The sequence below is a fragment of the Streptomyces sp. TOM-9 genome, assembly GCF_056858595.1.
The window spans coordinates 732971-750210 of record NZ_JBXEQB010000001.1; the positions used below are offsets into that span (position 1 = coordinate 732971).

Annotated in this window: 16 protein-coding genes; 8 read left to right on the forward strand and 8 right to left on the reverse strand. The window is 74.7% G+C overall.

The genetic code is table 11. The features are described 5' to 3' along the window. Positions 1–9: 9 nt before the first annotated feature. From AC1VWI_RS03390 to AC1VWI_RS03405, 4 genes are all read right to left on the reverse strand, one after another. Positions 10–519 carry a SigE family RNA polymerase sigma factor gene (locus AC1VWI_RS03390; protein WP_499509398.1) on the reverse strand — a complete coding sequence of 170 codons (510 nt, stop codon included), beginning with the start codon at positions 517–519 and terminating at the stop codon, positions 10–12. Between the two features lie 345 nt (positions 520–864). Further along, the gene (locus tag AC1VWI_RS03395; RefSeq protein WP_143681789.1) at positions 865–1053 is read right to left on the reverse strand and encodes a hypothetical protein; all 189 of its coding nucleotides are present in this window, start codon (positions 1051–1053) and stop codon (positions 865–867) included. 82 nt (positions 1054–1135) lie between these two features. Continuing rightward, on the reverse strand, positions 1136–1546 hold the full coding sequence (locus AC1VWI_RS03400) for a hypothetical protein (protein WP_499509399.1): 411 nt from the start codon (positions 1544–1546) through the stop codon (positions 1136–1138). A 105-nt stretch (positions 1547–1651) separates the two neighbouring features. Continuing rightward, positions 1652–2023 (reverse strand): hypothetical protein, encoded by a 372-nt coding sequence (locus AC1VWI_RS03405; RefSeq protein ID WP_499509400.1) that lies wholly within the window; start codon positions 2021–2023, stop codon positions 1652–1654. Between the two features lie 410 nt (positions 2024–2433). On the opposite strand from AC1VWI_RS03405, the gene AC1VWI_RS03410 reads away from it, so the two are divergent. The 3 genes from AC1VWI_RS03410 (at position 2434) to AC1VWI_RS03420 (ending at position 4595) form a co-directional block, all read left to right on the forward strand. Further along, positions 2434–3147, forward strand: a complete 714-nt coding sequence (locus tag AC1VWI_RS03410) for an STAS domain-containing protein (RefSeq protein WP_499509401.1) — start codon at positions 2434–2436, stop codon at positions 3145–3147. 98 nt (positions 3148–3245) lie between these two features. Next, the gene (locus AC1VWI_RS03415; protein ID WP_499509402.1) at positions 3246–3464 is read left to right on the forward strand and encodes a DUF5133 domain-containing protein; all 219 of its coding nucleotides are present in this window, start codon (positions 3246–3248) and stop codon (positions 3462–3464) included. Between the two features lie 39 nt (positions 3465–3503). Beyond that, positions 3504–4595: a glutamate--cysteine ligase gene (locus tag AC1VWI_RS03420; RefSeq protein WP_499509403.1), complete on the forward strand. Its 1092-nt coding sequence runs from the start codon at positions 3504–3506 to the stop codon at positions 4593–4595. 46 nt (positions 4596–4641) lie between these two features. Here the strand turns inward: AC1VWI_RS03420 and exaC are convergent, their stop codons facing one another. Continuing rightward, entirely contained in the window at positions 4642–6165 is a 1524-nt protein-coding gene (exaC, locus tag AC1VWI_RS03425; protein WP_499509404.1) for an acetaldehyde dehydrogenase ExaC, read from the reverse strand. 173 nt (positions 6166–6338) lie between these two features. Here exaC and AC1VWI_RS03430 point away from each other — a divergent pair, with 173 nt between their 5' ends. Both AC1VWI_RS03430 and AC1VWI_RS03435 read left to right on the forward strand, forming a co-directional pair. Further along, entirely contained in the window at positions 6339–7637 is a 1299-nt protein-coding gene (locus tag AC1VWI_RS03430) for a GAF domain-containing protein (protein ID WP_499509405.1), read from the forward strand. Positions 7638–7728: 91 nt separating this feature from the next. Next, positions 7729–8781: a sulfite oxidase gene (locus AC1VWI_RS03435; RefSeq protein ID WP_499516707.1), complete on the forward strand. Its 1053-nt coding sequence runs from the start codon at positions 7729–7731 to the stop codon at positions 8779–8781. An 18-nt stretch (positions 8782–8799) separates the two neighbouring features. On the opposite strand, the gene AC1VWI_RS03440 is transcribed toward AC1VWI_RS03435, so the two are convergent. Continuing rightward, positions 8800–9924, reverse strand: coding sequence for a hypothetical protein (locus AC1VWI_RS03440; protein ID WP_499509406.1), 1125 nt, complete (start codon positions 9922–9924; stop codon positions 8800–8802). A gap of 89 nt (positions 9925–10013) precedes the next feature. Here AC1VWI_RS03440 and AC1VWI_RS03445 point away from each other — a divergent pair, with 89 nt between their 5' ends. Beyond that, complete coding sequence (locus AC1VWI_RS03445; protein WP_499509407.1) at positions 10014–10901, forward strand: helix-turn-helix domain-containing protein; 888 nt, start codon at positions 10014–10016, stop codon at positions 10899–10901. Here the strand turns inward: AC1VWI_RS03445 and AC1VWI_RS03450 are convergent. Continuing rightward, positions 10898–11644 (reverse strand): GNAT family N-acetyltransferase, encoded by a 747-nt coding sequence (locus AC1VWI_RS03450; RefSeq protein ID WP_499509408.1) that lies wholly within the window; start codon positions 11642–11644, stop codon positions 10898–10900. The two genes, AC1VWI_RS03445 and AC1VWI_RS03450, sit on opposite strands and share 4 nt — an antisense overlap. 233 nt (positions 11645–11877) lie before the next feature. Between AC1VWI_RS03450 and AC1VWI_RS03455 the strand changes: the two genes are divergently transcribed. Both AC1VWI_RS03455 and AC1VWI_RS03460 read left to right on the forward strand, forming a co-directional pair. Further along, entirely contained in the window at positions 11878–13650 is a 1773-nt protein-coding gene (locus AC1VWI_RS03455) for an MOSC domain-containing protein (protein WP_499509409.1), read from the forward strand. Between the two features lie 102 nt (positions 13651–13752). Next, complete coding sequence (locus AC1VWI_RS03460) at positions 13753–14604, forward strand: hypothetical protein (RefSeq protein ID WP_499509410.1); 852 nt, start codon at positions 13753–13755, stop codon at positions 14602–14604. A 95-nt stretch (positions 14605–14699) separates the two neighbouring features. On the opposite strand, the gene AC1VWI_RS03465 is transcribed toward AC1VWI_RS03460, so the two are convergent. Beyond that, the gene (locus tag AC1VWI_RS03465) at positions 14700–17231 is read right to left on the reverse strand and encodes a right-handed parallel beta-helix repeat-containing protein (protein WP_499509411.1); all 2532 of its coding nucleotides are present in this window, start codon (positions 17229–17231) and stop codon (positions 14700–14702) included. Positions 17232–17240 lie beyond the last annotated feature (9 nt).

Genomic DNA, 17240 nt, shown 5'->3' on the forward strand with positions numbered 1-17240 from the left:
GCTTCTCCTTCAGCCCACCGGCTCGATGGCGTCCGACAGGATCCGGCGCAGTCGTGCCACGCCGCGTGCCGCGTGGGACCTGGCGGTGCCGAGCGGGCACCCCAGGGCCTCCGCGACCTGCGCCTCCGGTAGGTCCTGGTAGTAGCGGAGCACCACCGCGGCGCGCTGCCCGGCCGGCAGCTGGCTCAGCGCGGCCTCCAGCCGGGACCGCTCCGCAACGGCGGCGGAGAGATCGCCGACGGCGGGCGGTTCCGGCAGGTGCTCGACGGGGCGCTCACCCCACCAACGCCGCCGGGCCGAGCGGGCCGCGGCCCGGGCCATCACCTTGCGCACGTAGGCCTCGGGCGCCTGGTCCGCGACGCGCGGCCAGGCGAACCACAGCTTGACCAGGGCTTCCTGCAGCAGGTCCTCGGCGCGGTGCCGGTCACCCCCGGTGAGCAGCCGGGCGAGGTGGAACAGGGCGGACCACCGGGCTGCCATGAACTCGTCGAACCCCCCATCGGTTCGGGAATCCCCCATCAGCACCGCCCCCTGGTCTCGCCACGCCCTTACGTCATGGGAAAGACGCCGGAGGGCGGCCCGCTATGCAGGTGAGACCTGTGATCCGGGTCACGCGGGCGAGGGCGTCGTCGTCCCCGGCCGGTACGGCGGTGACCGGGGCAGGACCGCGACTCCGGCGGGGCGCATGCAGTGGGCGGTCGGCGAGCCGGCGCCGTACGCCCGGCCCGGGCCGCGCGCAGGGCAGCGCCCGATGCCGAGGACGCGCCCGCGTCGAGGCCGTTCAGCGGGAGGGCGTGGCGCGCCGGCCATGCCATGGCCTCCGGGTCGGGCGGCCGGTCCGCAGCGTGCCGGACGGGCACCGTGTCAGACCGGCAGCCCCTTGCGGGCGCGGCGTTCCAGAGTACGGCGGCGGCGTTCGGCCGCGACGGCCCGCAGCCCCTCCTCGCGACGCTTGTTGTACCCGGGGGGTTCCACCGTGAACAGGCACAGGCCGCACACGTAGCCGCCCTCGGGGCCCTCGATCACGGGTTCCAGGCAACGCTCGCAGTCCATCGTGCAGTCGTACCCCATCGCTACGGTCGCGGACCAGCGGTGCCGGCGAGGTCGCGGACACCGGTGGGCACCGCGCACGCCGTCAGAGCCTGACGCTGCGCCGGCTGACGGGGACGCCGTCGCCGTCGACCCAGCCGAGGACCAGCCGGCGGAACTCCGTGTGGCTGATCATGCGGGTGGTGGTGTCGGCGGAGCCGCACTGGGCACCGATCTCCCGGCCCTGGCCGCCGTCCTCACCGTCGTCGGTGGCGAGGTAGATGCAGCCCGGGTCGTCGACCTCCTTGGTGACGAGGGCGTCGACCTCCCAGCCGCGCCCGACCCGGTGGATGGTGATCACGGCGTGGCCGACGCGCCCGGAGTCGTACACGGCGAGCCGTACGCTCCGGCCGCCGTCGCGGTGCGGCGTCCAGCCGTCGGCGGCCTGCACGGAGGGCGCCGCGGCCACCAGCATCGCCGCGGACAGGACGGACACAGCGACAGGGCGGACACGCACGACGGCCTCCAGGTCGGATGCGACGACCACCGGTCGGCGGCCGCCCCCATCCAAACCCCCGGACCCCGCCCGGGCCACGGCGCGGCACGCCGGGCGGGCCCGTGATCACTCCGCTGGCGGGCCCCCCGCCGAACGGGCCAGCAGCACGAGCGCGGCCGCTCCGGCCACGGTGGCTGCCGTGCCCGCGGAGCGGAAACCGTGCGAGGAGCGCCAGGACAGGACCGACCAGCGCGACCCGGCGGACAGCAGTGAGCCCACGCTCAGCCACGAGCCGGTCGACAGCAGCGACAGGGCGGAACCGATGGACCCCGCGGACAGGGCGCTGCCGACCGAGCCGACGGACAGCACCGAGCCGACGGAACCGATGGAGAGCACGGAGCCCACCGAGCCGATGGAGAGCACCGAGTCCTTGGACCACAGGGACAGGGCGGAGCCCTGGCAGGACGAGCCCGGCTGCGGCGTGGAGGATTTCTTCATGCCACCCATCCTGCCGAACGCGGCCCGGTCTGGCAGGGCTTGAGGTCACGTCAGGACGGGTCGGTGATCGCGCATGAGCCGGTGCGGACCGGGATGCGGGCGGTGAGGGGGCGAGCGGAAGACGGAACGTGGAACGGACGGAGGCAGGTAAGGGCCCGTGATCGCGGCCGAGCACCGCGGCGGCGGTGACGGACGGATGGGCGGGCGGCCCCGCCGCGCCGCGACGCGAGGACGGACGCGCCCGGCACACCGGGCGCCAACCCGTCCTCCAGCACATATCATGCCGATGTCACCCCTTTGCCCGGAAATGTTCATGCGGGCCTCCGGGTGTCGTTCACGTTTTCCGATCACTCCACGCCGAGATGGTGCGCGCACGCACCGGCGAGCAGCGAAAGTGCAGGAGGTACGGCATGTCGGACCGGTTTCCCGATCTGCGGGTGCACTCCGTCCCCGCGGGACCCGAACTCGCCGGGCAGCACGAGTCCCATACGCGCCTGACCATCCTGCTCAGTCCCCACGGCGCCGCGCGCACCGAGGCCGTCCTGATCGGCGAGCTCGACGCCGCGACCGCGCCGGAAGTACGCCGCGCCCTGTTCGCCGCGCTGGAGGCGGGGGACGGCCTCGACCTGGACCTGCGCGACGTCACCGGCTGCGACATCGCCGGGCTGAACGCCCTGCTGGAGCTGCGCAACCGCGCCATGGCCGCGCACCGGACGCTGACCGTGACCGCCGCGAGCGACACCGTCCTGCGGCTGCTCGACCTCACCGGCAACCGCGCCGCGCTCACCCCGTCCCGCCCGTCGGCCCACCGCCTCGGGGCGGACGTCCGGCGCCTGTACACGGCGGTGTGCCTGGCCCTGCTGGACGCGGGCCTGCCGCTCGCACGGCACGCGGGCGGCGAGGACCGTCCCGTCGTGGAGGCGGGGCCGCGGGGCGTGGTCGTGCGCTGGGGCACCCTCCTCGGCACCGATGTGACGGCGCGGCATCCGGCCGGGGCGCACCGCCGCCCGCTCCACAGGGCGGTGCTGGACGCGCTGGCCCTCGCCGGGTTCCGCACGGTCGAGGACAGCACGGCGACCCGCGAGATCATCGTCACCGCCCTGCCGGAGCGGACCCGCCGCTGATCCCGCACCGCGCTCCTCCTGCGTGCCCGGACGAAGCCGGGGTAGGCGGCAGCCAGGTACGCGGCTTGATCCCATGAACCGCCCCGCAGGAGGACGATGTGCTGCTGGCCCACCCCGCCGTGCTGAACGACCTGGTCGACCGTTACGAGACGCTGAGGATGCTCGACCCCGGGGACCCCGAGGTGCGCCGCCGGATGGCGGACGTCTCGTACACGCTGTGCGTGGCGACCGGCACGCGGGACGTCGACACGGCGCTGATCGCGGCGCGGCTGCGGCTGCCGGGGGCCCGCCCGGAGGACGATTCGGTGCTTGCCTGAGGCGTCCGCGTCCCCCGCGGCTGCCGGGAAGGAGAAGCGTTGCGCACGGTCGGTGTGGAGGAGGAGCTCCTGCTGCTGGACGCGGAATCCGGGGAGCCGCGGGCGTTGTCGACGGCGGTGCTGGCGTCGGCCCGTCGTGACGGCACGGCGGGCGGCCAGGTGTTCGAGGCGGAACTGCAGCGTCAGCAGGTGGAGTTCGCCACCCGGCCGCAGTCGCGGATGGAGGACCTGGCGGCGGAGATCGTGCGGTGGCGGGCGGCGGCGGCACGGCACGCCGAGGAGTCCGGTGGCGCGGTCGCGGCGCTGGCGACGTCGCCGTTGCCGGTGAGCCCGCAGTTGAGCACCGGGGAGCGGTACGGGTGGCTGCGGGAGCGGTACGGGCTGACCGCGCAGGAGACGCTGACCTGTGGCTGTCACGTCCATGTGTCGGTGGAGTCCGACGAGGAGGGCGTCGCGGTCCTGGACCGGATCCGCTGCTGGCTGCCGGTGCTGCTGGCGCTCAGCGGGAACTCGCCGTTCTGGCAGGGCCGGGACAGCGGCTACGCGAGCTACCGCAGCCGGGTGTGGGGCAGGTGGCCGTCGGCAGGGCCGGTGGAACCGTTCGGTTCCGCCGCCGCCTACCACGAGCAGGTGCGGGCCATGATCGCCACCGGGGCCCTCCGTGATGAGGGCATGGTGTACTTCGACGCCCGGCTGTCGCACGCTTACCCGACCGTCGAGGTCCGCGTCGCGGACGTGTGCCTGGACGCGTCGGGTACCGCGTTGCTGGCGACGTTGGTGCGGGCGCTGGTGGAGACCGCGGCCCGCGCGTGGCGGGCCGGTGAGCCGCCGTCAGCGCACGCCGTGGCCCTGCTGCGGCTGGCGACCTGGCGGGCGGCCCGCGAGGGCATCGACGGCCGCCTGGTCCACCCGGTGACCATGGAGCCCGCCCCGGCCGAGGCCGTGGTCCGCGCGCTGTTCGACCTCGTACGCGACGCCTTGGAGGACAACGGCGACCTGATCCCCGCGCAGGACGCCCTCGCCGGACTCCTCAAGACCGGCAACGGCGCCCGCGTCCAACGCGACCTGCTGCGCCGCACGGGCGACCTCCGCGAAGTCGCCGCGGCCTGCGTCCGCCTCACCCACACCTGACGGGGGTGCCTGGCCCGGCCGGGCCAGGCACCCCTCACGCGGCGTCCTAGAAGAAGCCGAGCTTCTTCGGGGAGTAGCTGACCAGCAGGTTCTTGGTCTGCTGGTAGTGGTCGAGCATCATCTTGTGCGTCTCGCGGCCGATGCCCGACTGCTTGTAGCCGCCGAAGGCGGCGTGCGCCGGGTAGGCGTGGTAGCAGTTGGTCCACACCCGGCCCGCCTGGATCGCGCGGCCGGCGCGGTAGGCGGTGCTGCCGTCGCGGGTCCACACGCCGGCGCCGAGGCCGTAGAGGGTGTCGTTGGCGGTGGCGATGGCGTCGTCGAAGTCGCCGAAGGAGGTGACGGCGACGACGGGGCCGAAGATCTCCTCCTGGAAGACGCGCATCCGGTTGTCGCCCTCGAGGATGGTCGGCCGGACGTAGTAGCCGCCGGCCAGTTCGCCGCCCAGGTCGGCGCGTTCGCCGCCGGTGAGGACCTTGGCGCCTTCCTGCTGGCCGATGTCGAAGTAGGAGAGGATCTTCTCCAGCTGGTCGTTGGAGGCCTGGGCGCCGATCATGGTGGAGATGTCCAGCGGGTGGCCCTGGACGATCTTCTCGGTACGGGTGACGGCCGCCTCGAGGAAGGCGTTGTAGTGGCCGCCCTGGATCAGCGCGCGGGACGGGCAGGTGCAGACCTCGCCCTGGTTGAGGGCGAACATCGTGAAGCCCTCGAGCGCCTTGTCGTAGAAGTCGTCGTCGGCGCTGGAGACGTCGTCGAAGAAGATGTTGGGGCTCTTGCCGCCCAGCTCCAGGGTGACGGGCCTCAGGTTCTGCGAGGCGTACTGCATGATGAGCCGGCCCGTGGTGGTCTCGCCGGTGAAGGCGACCTTGGCGACGCGCGGGCTGGAGGCGAGCGGCTTGCCGGCCTCGACGCCGAAGCCGTTGACTATGTTGACCACGCCGGGCGGCAGCAGGTCGGCGATCAGGCTCATCCAGAAGTGGATGGAGGCCGGGGTCTGTTCGGCCGGCTTGATGACGACGGCGTTGCCCGCGGCGAGGGCCGGGGCGAGCTTCCACGTCGCCATCAGGATCGGGAAGTTCCAGGGGATGATCTGCGCGACGACGCCCAGGGGCTCGTGGAAGTGGTACGCGACGGTGTCGTCGTCGATCTCGGCGAGGCTGCCCTCCTGGGCGCGGATGGCGCCCGCGAAGTAGCGGAAGTGGTCGATGGCCAGCGGGATGTCCGCGGCGAGGGTCTCCCGGACCGGCTTGCCGTTCTCCCAGCTCTCGGCGACGGCCAGTTCCTCCAGGTGCGCCTCCATGCGGTCCGCGATCTTGTTCAGGATGTTGGCCCGCTCGGTCACCGACGTACGGCCCCACGCCGGCGCGGCCGCGTGGGCGGCGTCGAGGGCCCGGTCCACGTCCTCGGCGGTGCCGCGGGCGACCTCGGTGAAGGTCTCGCCGGTGACCGGGGTCGGGTTCTCGAAGTACTCGCCGCGGGCGGGCGGCACGTACTCGCCGCCGATCCAGTGGTCGTAGCGGGGCTGGTACTTCATGATCGCGTCGTCGGAGCCGGGGTTGGCGTACCGGGTCATGGGGCGGCCTCCCATTGCGAGCCACCCGCTCCGTTGCGGACGGCGTTTGGCGCGACCGTAGGACACGCAAGGTTGCAACAGGGTTGCGGCGGAGCGCAGTCACGGAACTACACTCGGCAGCACCCCACCCGGTGCCGCCGGGCACCGGTCCGTGCCTACTTCCGGGGACGGCCATGACTGTCTCGTACGCGGCGTCCTACGCGGCCTGGCCGCCGGGAACCGATCCGGACCTCCTGCGACGGGACGTGGCGCGCGCCCACGAGGAGTTCCTGACGACGGGTCGCCCCCCGCGGCCGGTGCGCGACGTCGTCCGCGACTCCTGGCAGCGCTCGCTCAGCCGCGGCGTGGACCCGGAGGCCGACGGCCCCCGCTCCCCCGGGCTCGGCGCCGCGGAGCTGCGGGACTACCGGCGGCAGCACCCGATGGCGGCGGTGCTGCCCGTCGTGCGCAGCCTGCTCGTGGAACCGGCGCAGGACAGCGCCCAGTTGGTGGGGGTCGGCGACGAGCACGCCCGGTTGCTGTGGGTCGAGGGGACCCCGGGGCTGGCGGCGCGGGCCGAGCGGATCGGCTTCGTCGAGGGCGCGGAGTGGGCCGAGGACGCGGCCGGCACCAACGCACCCGGCACCGCGGTCGCGCTCGGGCGGCCCCTGCAGATCTACGCGGGCGAGCACTTCATCCGTCCGGTGCACCCGTGGAGCTGCTCGGCGGCCCCGGTCCGCGACCCGGACACCGGCGCGGTCATCGGCGTCATCGACCTGACCGGCGGCGACCACATCGCGGCGCCGCACGCCCTGGCCCTGGTGCGGGCCACCGTGGCTGCGGCGGAGGCCGAACTGCGGCTGCTGCGGCTGCGCGGCGTGCTGCCGGCCGCCCCCGGATCCGCACCGGCTGCGGGGACCGCGACGGCCCGGCTGGAGGTGCTGGCCCGCGACCGGGCACAGCTGACCTCCCCGTACGGCACGGTCGAACTGAGCCCGCGCCATTCGGAGATCGTCTTCCTGCTGGCCCGGCATCCGCGGGGGCTGGGCGCCGACGCTCTGGCGGTCCGGCTGCACGAGCACGAATCGGCCCGGGTCACCATGCGGGCCGAGATGTCGCGGCTGCGCCGGCTGCTCGGCCCGCAGGTACTGGGCTCGCGCCCGTACCGGCTGCTGCTGCCGGCCACCACGGACGCGGACGAGGTCCGGGCCCTCCTCGCGCGCGGCGCCCACCGCCGGGCCCTGGCCCGCTACCCCGGGGCGCTGCTGCCCGCTTCGGACGCCCCGGCCATCGTCGACGCGCGCGAGGAACTCCACTGCGGGCTGCGCCGCTCCCTGCGCGACCGGGGCGACGCCAGGCTGCTGCTCGACTGGCTGGACCGGCCGGGCAACCACGACGACGTCGACCTGCTGCAGGCGGCGCTGCGGGCCCTGCCCCGCGAGTCGCCGCGGCGTCCGGTGCTGCGCGCGCTGCTCGACCGTGCCCGGCAGTGACCTGCCGGGGCACACTGGTGGGGTGGATGATCCGAACATCGCGCACGTGAGCGCCGCGTCCCGGCTGGCCGACCCGGCCGAGGGCATCGGCATGGACGAACTGGGCCTGGCGGCCCGCAACCACGCGCTGCCCCTGGAGGCCTTGCGCTACGACGTCACACCACCCGGCCTTCACTACGTGCTGGTCCACTTCGACATCCCGCCGGCCGACGCACGGACCTGGCGGCTCACCATCGGCGGCAGGGTCCGTACGCCGCTGGAGCTGTCCATGGACGACCTGCGCCGGTATCCGGCCGTCACGCACCGGGTCACCATGGAGTGCGCCGGCAACGGCCGTGCCGGACTGACCCCGCGCCCGGTCAGCCAGCCCTGGCTGAACGAGGCGGTCGGCACGGCCGACTGGACGGGCGTGCCGCTGCGCACGCTGCTGCGGGAGGCGGGCGTGGAACCCGGCGCCGTCGAGGCGGTCTTCACGGGCGCCGACCACGGCGTGGAGCGCGGGGTCGAGCAGGACTACCAGCGCTCGCTGACGGTCGCGGCCGCGACCGCCGAGGACCCCGAGGTCCTCGTGGCGTACGCCATGAACGGCGCGCCCCTGCCGCCGCAGCACGGCCACCCCGTCCGCCTGGTCGTCCCCGGCTGGTACGGCATGGCGCACGTGAAGTGGCTGCACGACATCACCCTCACCGACACCCCGTTCACCGGCTTCCAGCAGTCCGTCGCGTACCGCATCCGGCAGGAGCCCGATGAGCCGGGCGAGCCGGTGACCCGGATCGCGCCGCGCGCCCTCATGGTGCCGCCCGGCTTCCCCGACTTCATGACGCGCACCCGCGTCGTCCGGCCGGGCCCGCAGCGCCTGGAGGGCCGGGCGTGGTCCGGCCGCGCGCCGGTCGTCGGCGTCGAGACGAGCACGGACGGCGGCCACACCTGGCAGGCGGCCGCACTCGGCGACGAGGGCCACCCCTGGGCCTGGCGGCACTGGCACACCACCTGGGAGGCGACGCCCGGCCACCACGTGCTCAGCGTCCGCGCCACCGACGCGGAGGGCCACACCCAACCGCTGGAACAGCCCTGGAACCGCGGCGGCTTCGCCAACAACCTCGTCCAGCGCGTACCGGTGGTGTGCCTGGAGGCCGGCGCCTGAAGCCCGCGCGGCGCGGGGTCACCCGTCGAAGGCGAGCCAGCCGACGCCGTCGTGGGGCAGGGGGCCCAGGGCACCGCGGTCGGTGGCCCCGGCCCAAACGTCGTACTCGTTCTCCCTCCGCCCTCTCGAGACGCTCAGGACGAGCCCGGGTGCCACGTGGAAACGCCTGGCAGCCCGGGGCTCGAAGGGCCGGAGGGGAACCGGGCGCAGTTCCCGGGTGAGCGGCTCGACCTCCGCTCCGGTGATGCCGTGCGCCACCGCCACGTGGTCGGCGCCCATCGCGGCCTCGTAGAGGGCGAACTGGAGGAGGAATCCGCTGAGCGGTTCGAGTTCGGCGACCGGCGGTTCGTCGTGCACCCGGTGCCAGACGGTCGGGTCGTCCTCGGGCTCACCGGGCGTCCACAGCGTGGACCAGCGGAACCCTCCTTGGTTCTCGACGCCGAAGACACACATGTCGCCGCAGCGGTCGGTCTCACGACGGGGGTCCTCGACGATGCGGTTCTGGACGCCCAGGACTCCGGGGCGCCGTACGGCCAGCCGGTAGAGCTGCGCGAGCGCGGTGGGCAGGTCGGTGGAGCCGCCCGGCACGAACGGCGGCTTCGCGGCGCCGTCGGTGGCCGGGTACCAGCCCGTGACGAACCGCTCCAGCGCGAGGGCACGGTCGCCGTTCACGTCGTCCAGCCACTCCGGGCCGGGGCGGGCCGCGACGGGGCGCGGCGGGCGGACCCGGTCGAGCAGCGCCCTGCTGAGGGACGTCTGCAGCCGTACTGTGCAGTCGTCGAGTTCGTACACGGTGCCGCCGGGCGGGAGGTGCGAACCGATCACTTCCGCGTGGCCCGTGCCGAGGCGGAGCAGGCCCTCGTCCACGCGGACCATCAGATGGAAACCGGGCGGGTCCCAGAGCCGCTCCAGCACCCGAGCCGGCGCGGGGCCGAGCAGCCGGACCTCCCAGGCGTTCCACACACCGCTGCGCCCCGGTACCTCCCCCGCGTCCACGATGATCAGCGTCCCGGCGGAGCCGATGGTCATCGTCGCGCCGCCGACCGGAAGGTCCTCGGCGCCGGAGGTGGCGCCGATCAGCGCCCGTGCCTGCCCGTCGTCGAGCACGTCCCCGAGGGCGGGACCCGGGTTCTCGTCAGCCATGCGCCATGGTCCCAGACGGTCACGGCCGGGCCGTTCCTGGGGGCGGCAGGGCCAGGCACGGGGGCGGGGGGCGAACTAGCGTGGGGCGCATGGACGCCTCGAATGTGATCGGTGACTTCCTGCGGGCCCGGCGGGAACTCGTGCGGCCCGAGGACGTCGGCCTCAACAGCGGTGGGCTGCGGCGTGTGCCGGGGCTGCGGCGCGAGGAGGTCGCCATGCTCGCGGGCATCAGCTCGGACTACTACCTCCGGCTGGAGCAGGGGCGGGACCGCAATCCGTCCGTGCAGGTCGTGGAGGCGCTCGCGGGGGTGCTGCGGCTCGACGCCGACGCGACGGCGTACCTGATCGGGCTGGTGGGACCCAAGCCGCGCAGGACCAGGCGCCCCGCGCAGGAGAAGGTGCCGGGCCACGTCCTCCAGTTGCTCGCGCAGTTGCCGATGCCGGCACTCGTGCAGGGGAAGTACCTCGACGTCCTGGCCGCGAACGCCCTGGCGCGGGCGCTGTCGCCGAACAACGTGCCGGGGGTGAACCGGCTCCGCGCGGCGTTCCTGGACCCGGAGGAGCGGGAGCTGCACCGGGACTGGCAGACCGCCACGGTGAACGCGGTGGCGAGTCTGCGCGCGGTGGCCGGGCCCGATCCCGACGACCCCCGGCTGGCCGCGCTCGTGGGCGAGCTTTCGCTGAAGAGCGACCGTTTCCGGAAGCTGTGGGCGCGCCACGACGTGCACCGGCGCGAGGGCGCGCTCGCCCGGATGCGGCACCCACAGGTCGGCGACATGGACCTGTACCGGGAGAAGCTGAGCGTCAACGGCGCCGAGGGCCAGGTCCTGGTGATCTACCACGCCGAGCCGGGAACGGGGGCGGCGCGCTCGCTGGCCCTGCTCGGGTCCCTGGCCGCCGGCACCGCCGACGGGACCGTCCGCCCCGCGGCCCCCGCCCGGGCGGGCGAGGACCGGGAACGGACCGGCCGGGGTTAGGCCCGGCCTCCCGGTGCGCGGACCAGCAGGAACAGGGTGCGACGGCGGTGGCTGAAGCCGATCGACTCGTAGAGCCGTACCGCGTTGGTGTTGCTCGCGGCGGCGTGCAGCAGCGGGGTGTCCCCGCGCTCCTTGATGCCCGCCGCGACGGCGCTCATCAGCCGGGTCGCCAGGCCGCGACCGCGGTGGTCCGGGTCGGTGCAGACGGCGCTGATCTCCGTCCAGCCGGGCGGCTGGATGCGCTCCCCGGCCATGGCGATCAGCCGGCCGTTCTCCCGGATGCCCAGGTACGTGCCGAGTTCGAGGGTCTTCGGCAGGAAGGGGCCAGGCCGCGTGCGGGCGATCAGGTCCATGACGTCGTCGACGTCGGCGGCGCCGAGGCGCACGGCCTCCGGGGCGTGCTCGGCGTGGAGCGCGGTGTCGACCATCTGCATGCCCTCGCCGCCCTCCACGACCTCCCAGCCCTCCGGGATCACCGGTGAGCCGGTGACCAGGGCGGTACCGCTCGGGCCGAGCAACTGGGCCAGGTCGTCCCAGGCGGCGGGGTCGGCCGGGTCGGCGAGGCCCGCGAAGACGGACACGTCGGACCGGTAGCGGGCGGCTCGGCCGCGGACCTCGGCGAAGCCGGCGTGCGGGCCGGTGAGGGCGGCCCACACCGGGTTGTCCAGGGCAGGTGCGGCGTCGGCCCGGGCGGGCTCGCCGTCGGACTCCGCGGGGTGGGCGTGATCAACGGTGGTGGACATGGGTGGTGCTGGTCTCCGTCCATCGAGGGGCCGGCGGCTGTCGGGTGGGTCAACACCGTCGTGCCCGCCCGCAATCCCGGCCGGGGCCGGGATCCCCACCCTAGGCCGTGGTGATCGCGGGGCACGGCCCGCCCCGGGGCGCCGGGGACCGTCCCCTCGGCCGGGTTGCGCGGCACGATGGGCGTAATACGGTGGCCGGGAGGCGGGGGCTCGCGCTACGAGGGAGATGGCGCATGGCCACACTGGTCGCCGTGAGCGTCGGTATGCCCAAGAACGTGCCGTGGCAGGGCCGGACGACGTACACGGGCGTCTGGAAGGAGCCGGTCTCCGGACCGCGCATGGTCCGGCGGCTCAACATCGACGGCGACGGGCAGGGCGACCTCGGCGGGCACGGCGGGGAGCAGCGGGCGGTGCTGGTGTACCAGCTGGACTCGTACCGCCACTGGCAGAAGGAGCTCGGGCGGGACGACCTGACCTTCGGCAACTTCGGCGAGAACTTCACCGTGGATGGCCTGCCCGACGACGAGGTGTGCATCGGGGACCGGTACCGCATCGGCGGCGCGGTCTTCGAGGTCACGCAGCCGCGCGTGACCTGCTACCGGGTCGGGATGCGCATGGCCGAGCCCAGGATGGCCGCGCTGCTGGTGGCCCACCGGCGCCCCGGCTTCTACCTGCGGGTGCTGGAGGAGGGCGAGGTCGCCGCGGGCGACGACATCGTCAAGCTCGGGACCGGGCCGGAGGCGATGACCGTCGCGGACATCGACGCGCTGCTGTACCTGCCCGGGCATCCCCGGGACCAGGTCGAGCGTGCCCTGCGGATCCCGGCGCTGAGCCCGGGGTGGCAGGCGTCGATGCGGGCGCTGCTCGACGCCCCGGCGGGGGACGGGGGCGGCGCGGCGGGCAACCCCGGACTGACCGGCACGGCGGCCCCTCCCCCGGCGTGGCCGGGCTTCCGCCCGCTACGGGTGGCCCGGGTCCGGGACGAGAGCAGCAGCATCTTCTCGCTGACGCTGGCCGCGCAGGACGGCAGTCCGCTGCCGGCCGGGATGCCCGGCCAGTTCCTCACCGTCCGTATGCGGCCGGAACCCGACGGGCCGCCGCTGATCCGCACGTACTCCCTGTCGGGGCGGCCCGGCGCGGCGGAGTACCGGATCAGCGTCAAGCAGGAGCCGCACGGCGCGGGCAGCGGCTTCCTGCGGCGGCACGTGCGGGAAGGCGACCTGCTGGACGTCGCCGCGCCGCGCGGCACGTTCGTCCTCGGGGAGGGTGACACGCCGGTGGTGCTGCTCTCCGCGGGGGTGGGCGCCACACCGGTGATGGCGATGCTGTACGCGCTGGCCGACGCGTGCGGCCGGCGCGAGGTGTGGTGGCTGCACGTGGCGCGCGACGGCGAGAGCCATCCGTTCGCCGCGGAGTCCCGGGCCCTGGTGGGAAAGATGGCGGGCGCGCACGCCTACGTCGCCTACAGCAGGCCGCGCGAGAGCGACCGTGCGGGCGCCGACTACACCGGGGCGGGCCGGCTCGACACGGCACGGATCGCCGCGCTGGACCTGCCGCCGGACGCGGACGCCTACATCTGCGGACCGCAGGGCTTCATGGACGACATGGCGGAGGCGCTGGCTGCGGGGGGACTGGCCGCGGACCGCATCCACCGGGAGACGTTCGGCGCGCTGTCCTCGATCAACCCCGGCGTGGTCGACGCGACGGCCCGCGCCCCGCACCCGCCCGCTGCCCCTCCCGGCGAGCCCACGGGACCGTCGGTGTCCTTCGCCCGCAGCGGCCTGAGCGTGCCGTGGCACCCGGCGTACGGCACGCTCCTCGAACTCGCGGAGGCGTGCGACGTGCCGACCCGCTGGTCGTGCCGCACCGGGGTCTGCCACACCTGCGAGACCCAGGTCCTGACGGGCGGTGTCGCATACGCGCCGGAGCCCGTCGACGAACCCGCCGAGGGCAACGCCCTCATCTGCTGCTCGCAGCCGCGCACGGACGTGGTGCTCGACCTGTAGGACGCCCTGTCCCGCAGCCCCGAATCCGCGTTGACGTGCGCGTTCGCATGCCACACAGTGGTGCGGCCCCGACCGGGGCGCACGATTTCAGGGGCGGGACACATGACGACGACGGACGAGTACCTGGGCCTTTGCGCCGACCTCCACGCCGCGGGCGGCCACGCGGCGGTCCGCAGGACCGCCAGGGCAGGGCTGCAGCAGGACCCCACGTCCGCCGACCTCCACTGCTGGCTGGCCCTCGGGCACGTCGGCGAGGACGAGGACGACCACGACGACGAGGCGGAGAAGGCCTTCCGGGCGGGACTGGAACTCGCGCCGGACCACCCCGGACTGCTCGCCGGGTACGCCGAGTTCTGCCTCGCCGCCGACGCATTCGAGCACCCCGGGCGGGCCGCCCGCGCGCGGACCCTGCTGGAACGGCTCGAGCGCCTCGCACCCGACGCCCCGGAGACCGAGCGCGCCCAGGCGGCGCTGCGGTGGTCGCAGCGCTCGTGGTGGGAGGACGTCCGCATGCAGGCGGCGGCCGCCCAGCTGGAGCAGGGCAGCGCCCAGGCGCAGAGCGACGACCTCGCGTACGCCCTGCGCGACAGCACGGCGGAGGAGGCCCGGCACCGCGCCGAGGCATGGTCGCGGGGCCGGCCGGAGGACCACCGGGCCGCCGTGCTGGCGGCCACGCTCGCCGAACTGTCCGGCCCTGCGAAGGCGCCCCTTAGACTGCTCGCCCGTCACCGGGCACCTGCCTGGGCGGCCGCCGCCGTCCTCGCCTACGGCACGAACGCGCTGCTGCGCTCGCTGGACCTCGCCCACGGGCTGGTCGTGTGGGGCTGGGCGTGGCTCCTGCCGGTCTTCGTCCTCGACCGCAGGCTCTCCGCCGCGCGCCGCCGCGCCCAGGAGCAGGTGGTGGCCCGGATGGAGACCCGCCTGACCCCCACCGCTCCCGCTTCCGGCGACTGACGCCGCCACGAGCTGCGCGAGGTCGTCGGGCCGCCACAACCACGAGCGGCCCGCGGCCCGGACGCACACGCGGACCACCACGCGGCCCCGGGCGGTCAGCCGCGGTTCGCGGGCTGGGGGAGGTCCTGGTCCTGCAGGGCCATGAGCTGGTCCGGGGTCGGGTCGTCCAGCTCGGCGACGCGCTGCGCCTGCCGTTCGGTCATCTCCTGGAACATCTGGCGCGCGGATCGGCCGTTGCCGAAGCCCTCGCCGCGCGGGAGGAGCTCGAAGAGGCGGGTGAGCTCCTCGCGGGCGACGGGGGTGAGTTCGTACTGGTGCTCCGCGGCCTGGTACTCGACGATCGAGACCAGTTCGTCCGCGGCGTAGTCCTCGAAGAGGAGCGTGCGGCCGAACCGGGAGGACAGGCCCGGGTTGGAGCTGATGAAGCGGTCCATGTCGCCGGGGTAGCCGGCGGCGATGACGACGACGTCGTCGCGGTGGTCCTCCATGAGCTTGACCAGGGTGGCGACGGCCTCCGTGCCGAAGTCGTTCCCGGCGCCCACCGGGGCGAGGCTGTAGGCCTCGTCGATGAAGAGCACGCCGCCCAGCGCGCGGTTGAAGGCGGCGGTGGTCTTGGGGCCGGTGTGGCCGACGTACTCGCCGACCAGGGCCGTACGGTCGACCTCCACGAGGTGGCCCTCGCGCAGCAGTCCGAGCGCCTTCAGGAGCCTGCCGTACAGGCGCGCCACGGTGGTTTTGCCGGTGCCGGGGTTGCCCGCGAAGATCAGGTGCCGGCTGAGCGGCGGGGCGGGCAGCCCGGCCTCCTCGCGGCGCCGGACCGTCTGCATCAGCTTCACCAGCGAGCCGACGTCGCGCTTGACGCGGTCGAGGCCGACGAGGGCGTTCAGCTCGCCCAGCAGGTCCTCCAGGGTCTCCTCGGGCGCTTCCTCCTCGTCGGCGGTGGCCTGCGGGCGCGTCCCTGCCTGCGGGGCGCCTGGTACGCCCGGGGCGGCGGGCACCGCCGGGGCGGCCGCGGGTTCCCCGAACGTCAGCGGGACGCCGTCCACGGTGCAGTCTTCGAGCTGCGGGGCCGCGCCCTCGTCCGTGCCGAGCGCGTCCGCGCAGTCGCGGATCCGGCAGTGCCGCAGTACGGGGTCCGCCCCCGCGCCCACGTGGAGCGCGGGGAAGCCGGAGCCGGACACGTCGAGCGAGGTGAAGGTGCCGCCCGCGCCCTCGGCGAGGAAGACGCCGTTCTTGGCGGGCCTCTCGATGCGCAGGTCCACGACCGTGGGCCGGGCCCCGGTCCACACGACGACGCCGGAGCCGGCGCAGTCCTCCACCGAGCCGCCGTTGACGGTGGCTTCGGCTCCCTTGTCGACGACGACGCCCGCCGCGCCCGCCCCGGTGACCCGTATGCCGGTGAGGACCGCGGTACCGCCGGTCGCGACCCGCACCCCGATGTCCTTGGTGCCGGTGACCGTGGTGTGCTCGACCCTGCTCTCGGACGCCGAGCCGACGCCGATGCCCGTCGCGACGTCGTCGATGCGGCAGCCGGTGACCGTCGCCACGGCCTGCTCGTCCACGGCGACGCCGGTCATGGCCACGTTCCTGATCCCGCAGTCCGCGAGTTCGAGGCGGGCCTCGCCCGCCGCGTGGACGCCGTGCTCGGCGCAGTCGCGGACGAGGCAGTCGGTCAGCTGCCCGGTGGCCGTGCCGGACAGGTGGACGGCGCTGAAGGCGCTGCGGTCGATCCGGCAGTCCGCGAGGCGGGCCTGCGCGGCGCCCGTGACCAGCAGCCCGTTGGCGCCGGCGTCGGCGACGGCGCAGCCCTGCGCGTTGAGCACGCCGTTGTCCTGGACGACCACCCCGCTGGCGGAGGCGCCGCGGATCCGGCAGTCGGTGAGCTCGGCGCGCGCCGTGCCGGTCACGTGCACACCGGCCGCGCCGGGCGACTCGATCCGCAGTTCTCCGGCCGTGGCCTCGGCCGCCTCTTCCAGCAGCAGCCCGGCCCGGCCGGTGCCGGTCAGCGTGGAGTCGGCGAGCCGCAGGCGTGCGCTGCCGCGCAGCCGGACGCCCGATCCCGTCGTACGGTCCAGGCGCAGCCGGGTCGCGTCCAGCCGGGCCGTGCCCGACAGCACGACGCCCGTGCCGTCCACGCCCGTGACGCTGGTGTCCTCGACCCGGGCGCGGACCGCCCCGGCCAGGTGCAGGCCGGCCAGCCGGGCGCGTTCGAGGCGGCAGCGCCGCAGGATCAGGGCGGTCGTCCCGCTCTCCTCGTCCTCCGGGCCGCGGGCCTGGATACGGCCGCCCTCGACGGCGCAGTCCTCCAGGACCAGTCCGGCGCCCGGCGAGACGGCGATCGCGGGGGCGCCGTCGTCGGCGCCCCACACGGTGACGCCGTGCACGGCGCAGTCCGGGCCGTCGACGGTCAGCGCGGGCCGGTCCCCGGGAGGCGCGGCCAGCACGACGCTGCCGCGGCCGTGCTCGGCCGTGAGCACGACGGCGCGGTCCAGCACCACGGCCTCGGTCCAGGTGCCCGGGGCGATCACCACCACGTCGCCGGCGGCGGCGGCCCGCACCGCGTCGGCGATCCGGTGGAAGGCGCCGCGGCCGCCTTGTCCTTTGGGGGCCACGGTGTGACGGGTCATGTTCCGGAT

Bases quoted from the DNA above. Each gene is read 5' to 3' on its own strand.
- AC1VWI_RS03390 (WP_499509398.1), bottom strand. From the start codon at position 519: ATGGGGGATTCCCGAACCGATGGGGGGTTCGACGAGTTCATGGCAGCC.
- AC1VWI_RS03395 (WP_143681789.1), bottom strand. From the start codon at position 1,053: ATGGACTGCGAGCGTTGCCTGGAACCCGTGATCGAGGGCCCCGAGGGC.
- AC1VWI_RS03405 (WP_499509400.1), bottom strand. From the start codon at position 2,023: ATGAAGAAATCCTCCACGCCGCAGCCGGGCTCGTCCTGCCAGGGCTCC.
- AC1VWI_RS03410 (WP_499509401.1), top strand. From the start codon at position 2,434: ATGTCGGACCGGTTTCCCGATCTGCGGGTGCACTCCGTCCCCGCGGGA.
- exaC (WP_499509404.1), bottom strand. From the start codon at position 6,165: ATGACCCGGTACGCCAACCCCGGCTCCGACGACGCGATCATGAAGTAC.
- AC1VWI_RS03430 (WP_499509405.1), top strand. From the start codon at position 6,339: ATGACTGTCTCGTACGCGGCGTCCTACGCGGCCTGGCCGCCGGGAACC.
- AC1VWI_RS03435 (WP_499516707.1), top strand. From the start codon at position 7,729: ATGGACGAACTGGGCCTGGCGGCCCGCAACCACGCGCTGCCCCTGGAG.
- AC1VWI_RS03440 (WP_499509406.1), bottom strand. From the start codon at position 9,924: ATGGCTGACGAGAACCCGGGTCCCGCCCTCGGGGACGTGCTCGACGAC.
- AC1VWI_RS03445 (WP_499509407.1), top strand. From the start codon at position 10,014: ATGGACGCCTCGAATGTGATCGGTGACTTCCTGCGGGCCCGGCGGGAA.
- AC1VWI_RS03450 (WP_499509408.1), bottom strand. From the start codon at position 11,644: ATGTCCACCACCGTTGATCACGCCCACCCCGCGGAGTCCGACGGCGAG.
- AC1VWI_RS03455 (WP_499509409.1), top strand. From the start codon at position 11,878: ATGGCCACACTGGTCGCCGTGAGCGTCGGTATGCCCAAGAACGTGCCG.
- AC1VWI_RS03460 (WP_499509410.1), top strand. From the start codon at position 13,753: ATGACGACGACGGACGAGTACCTGGGCCTTTGCGCCGACCTCCACGCC.
- AC1VWI_RS03465 (WP_499509411.1), bottom strand. From the start codon at position 17,231: ATGACCCGTCACACCGTGGCCCCCAAAGGACAAGGCGGCCGCGGCGCC.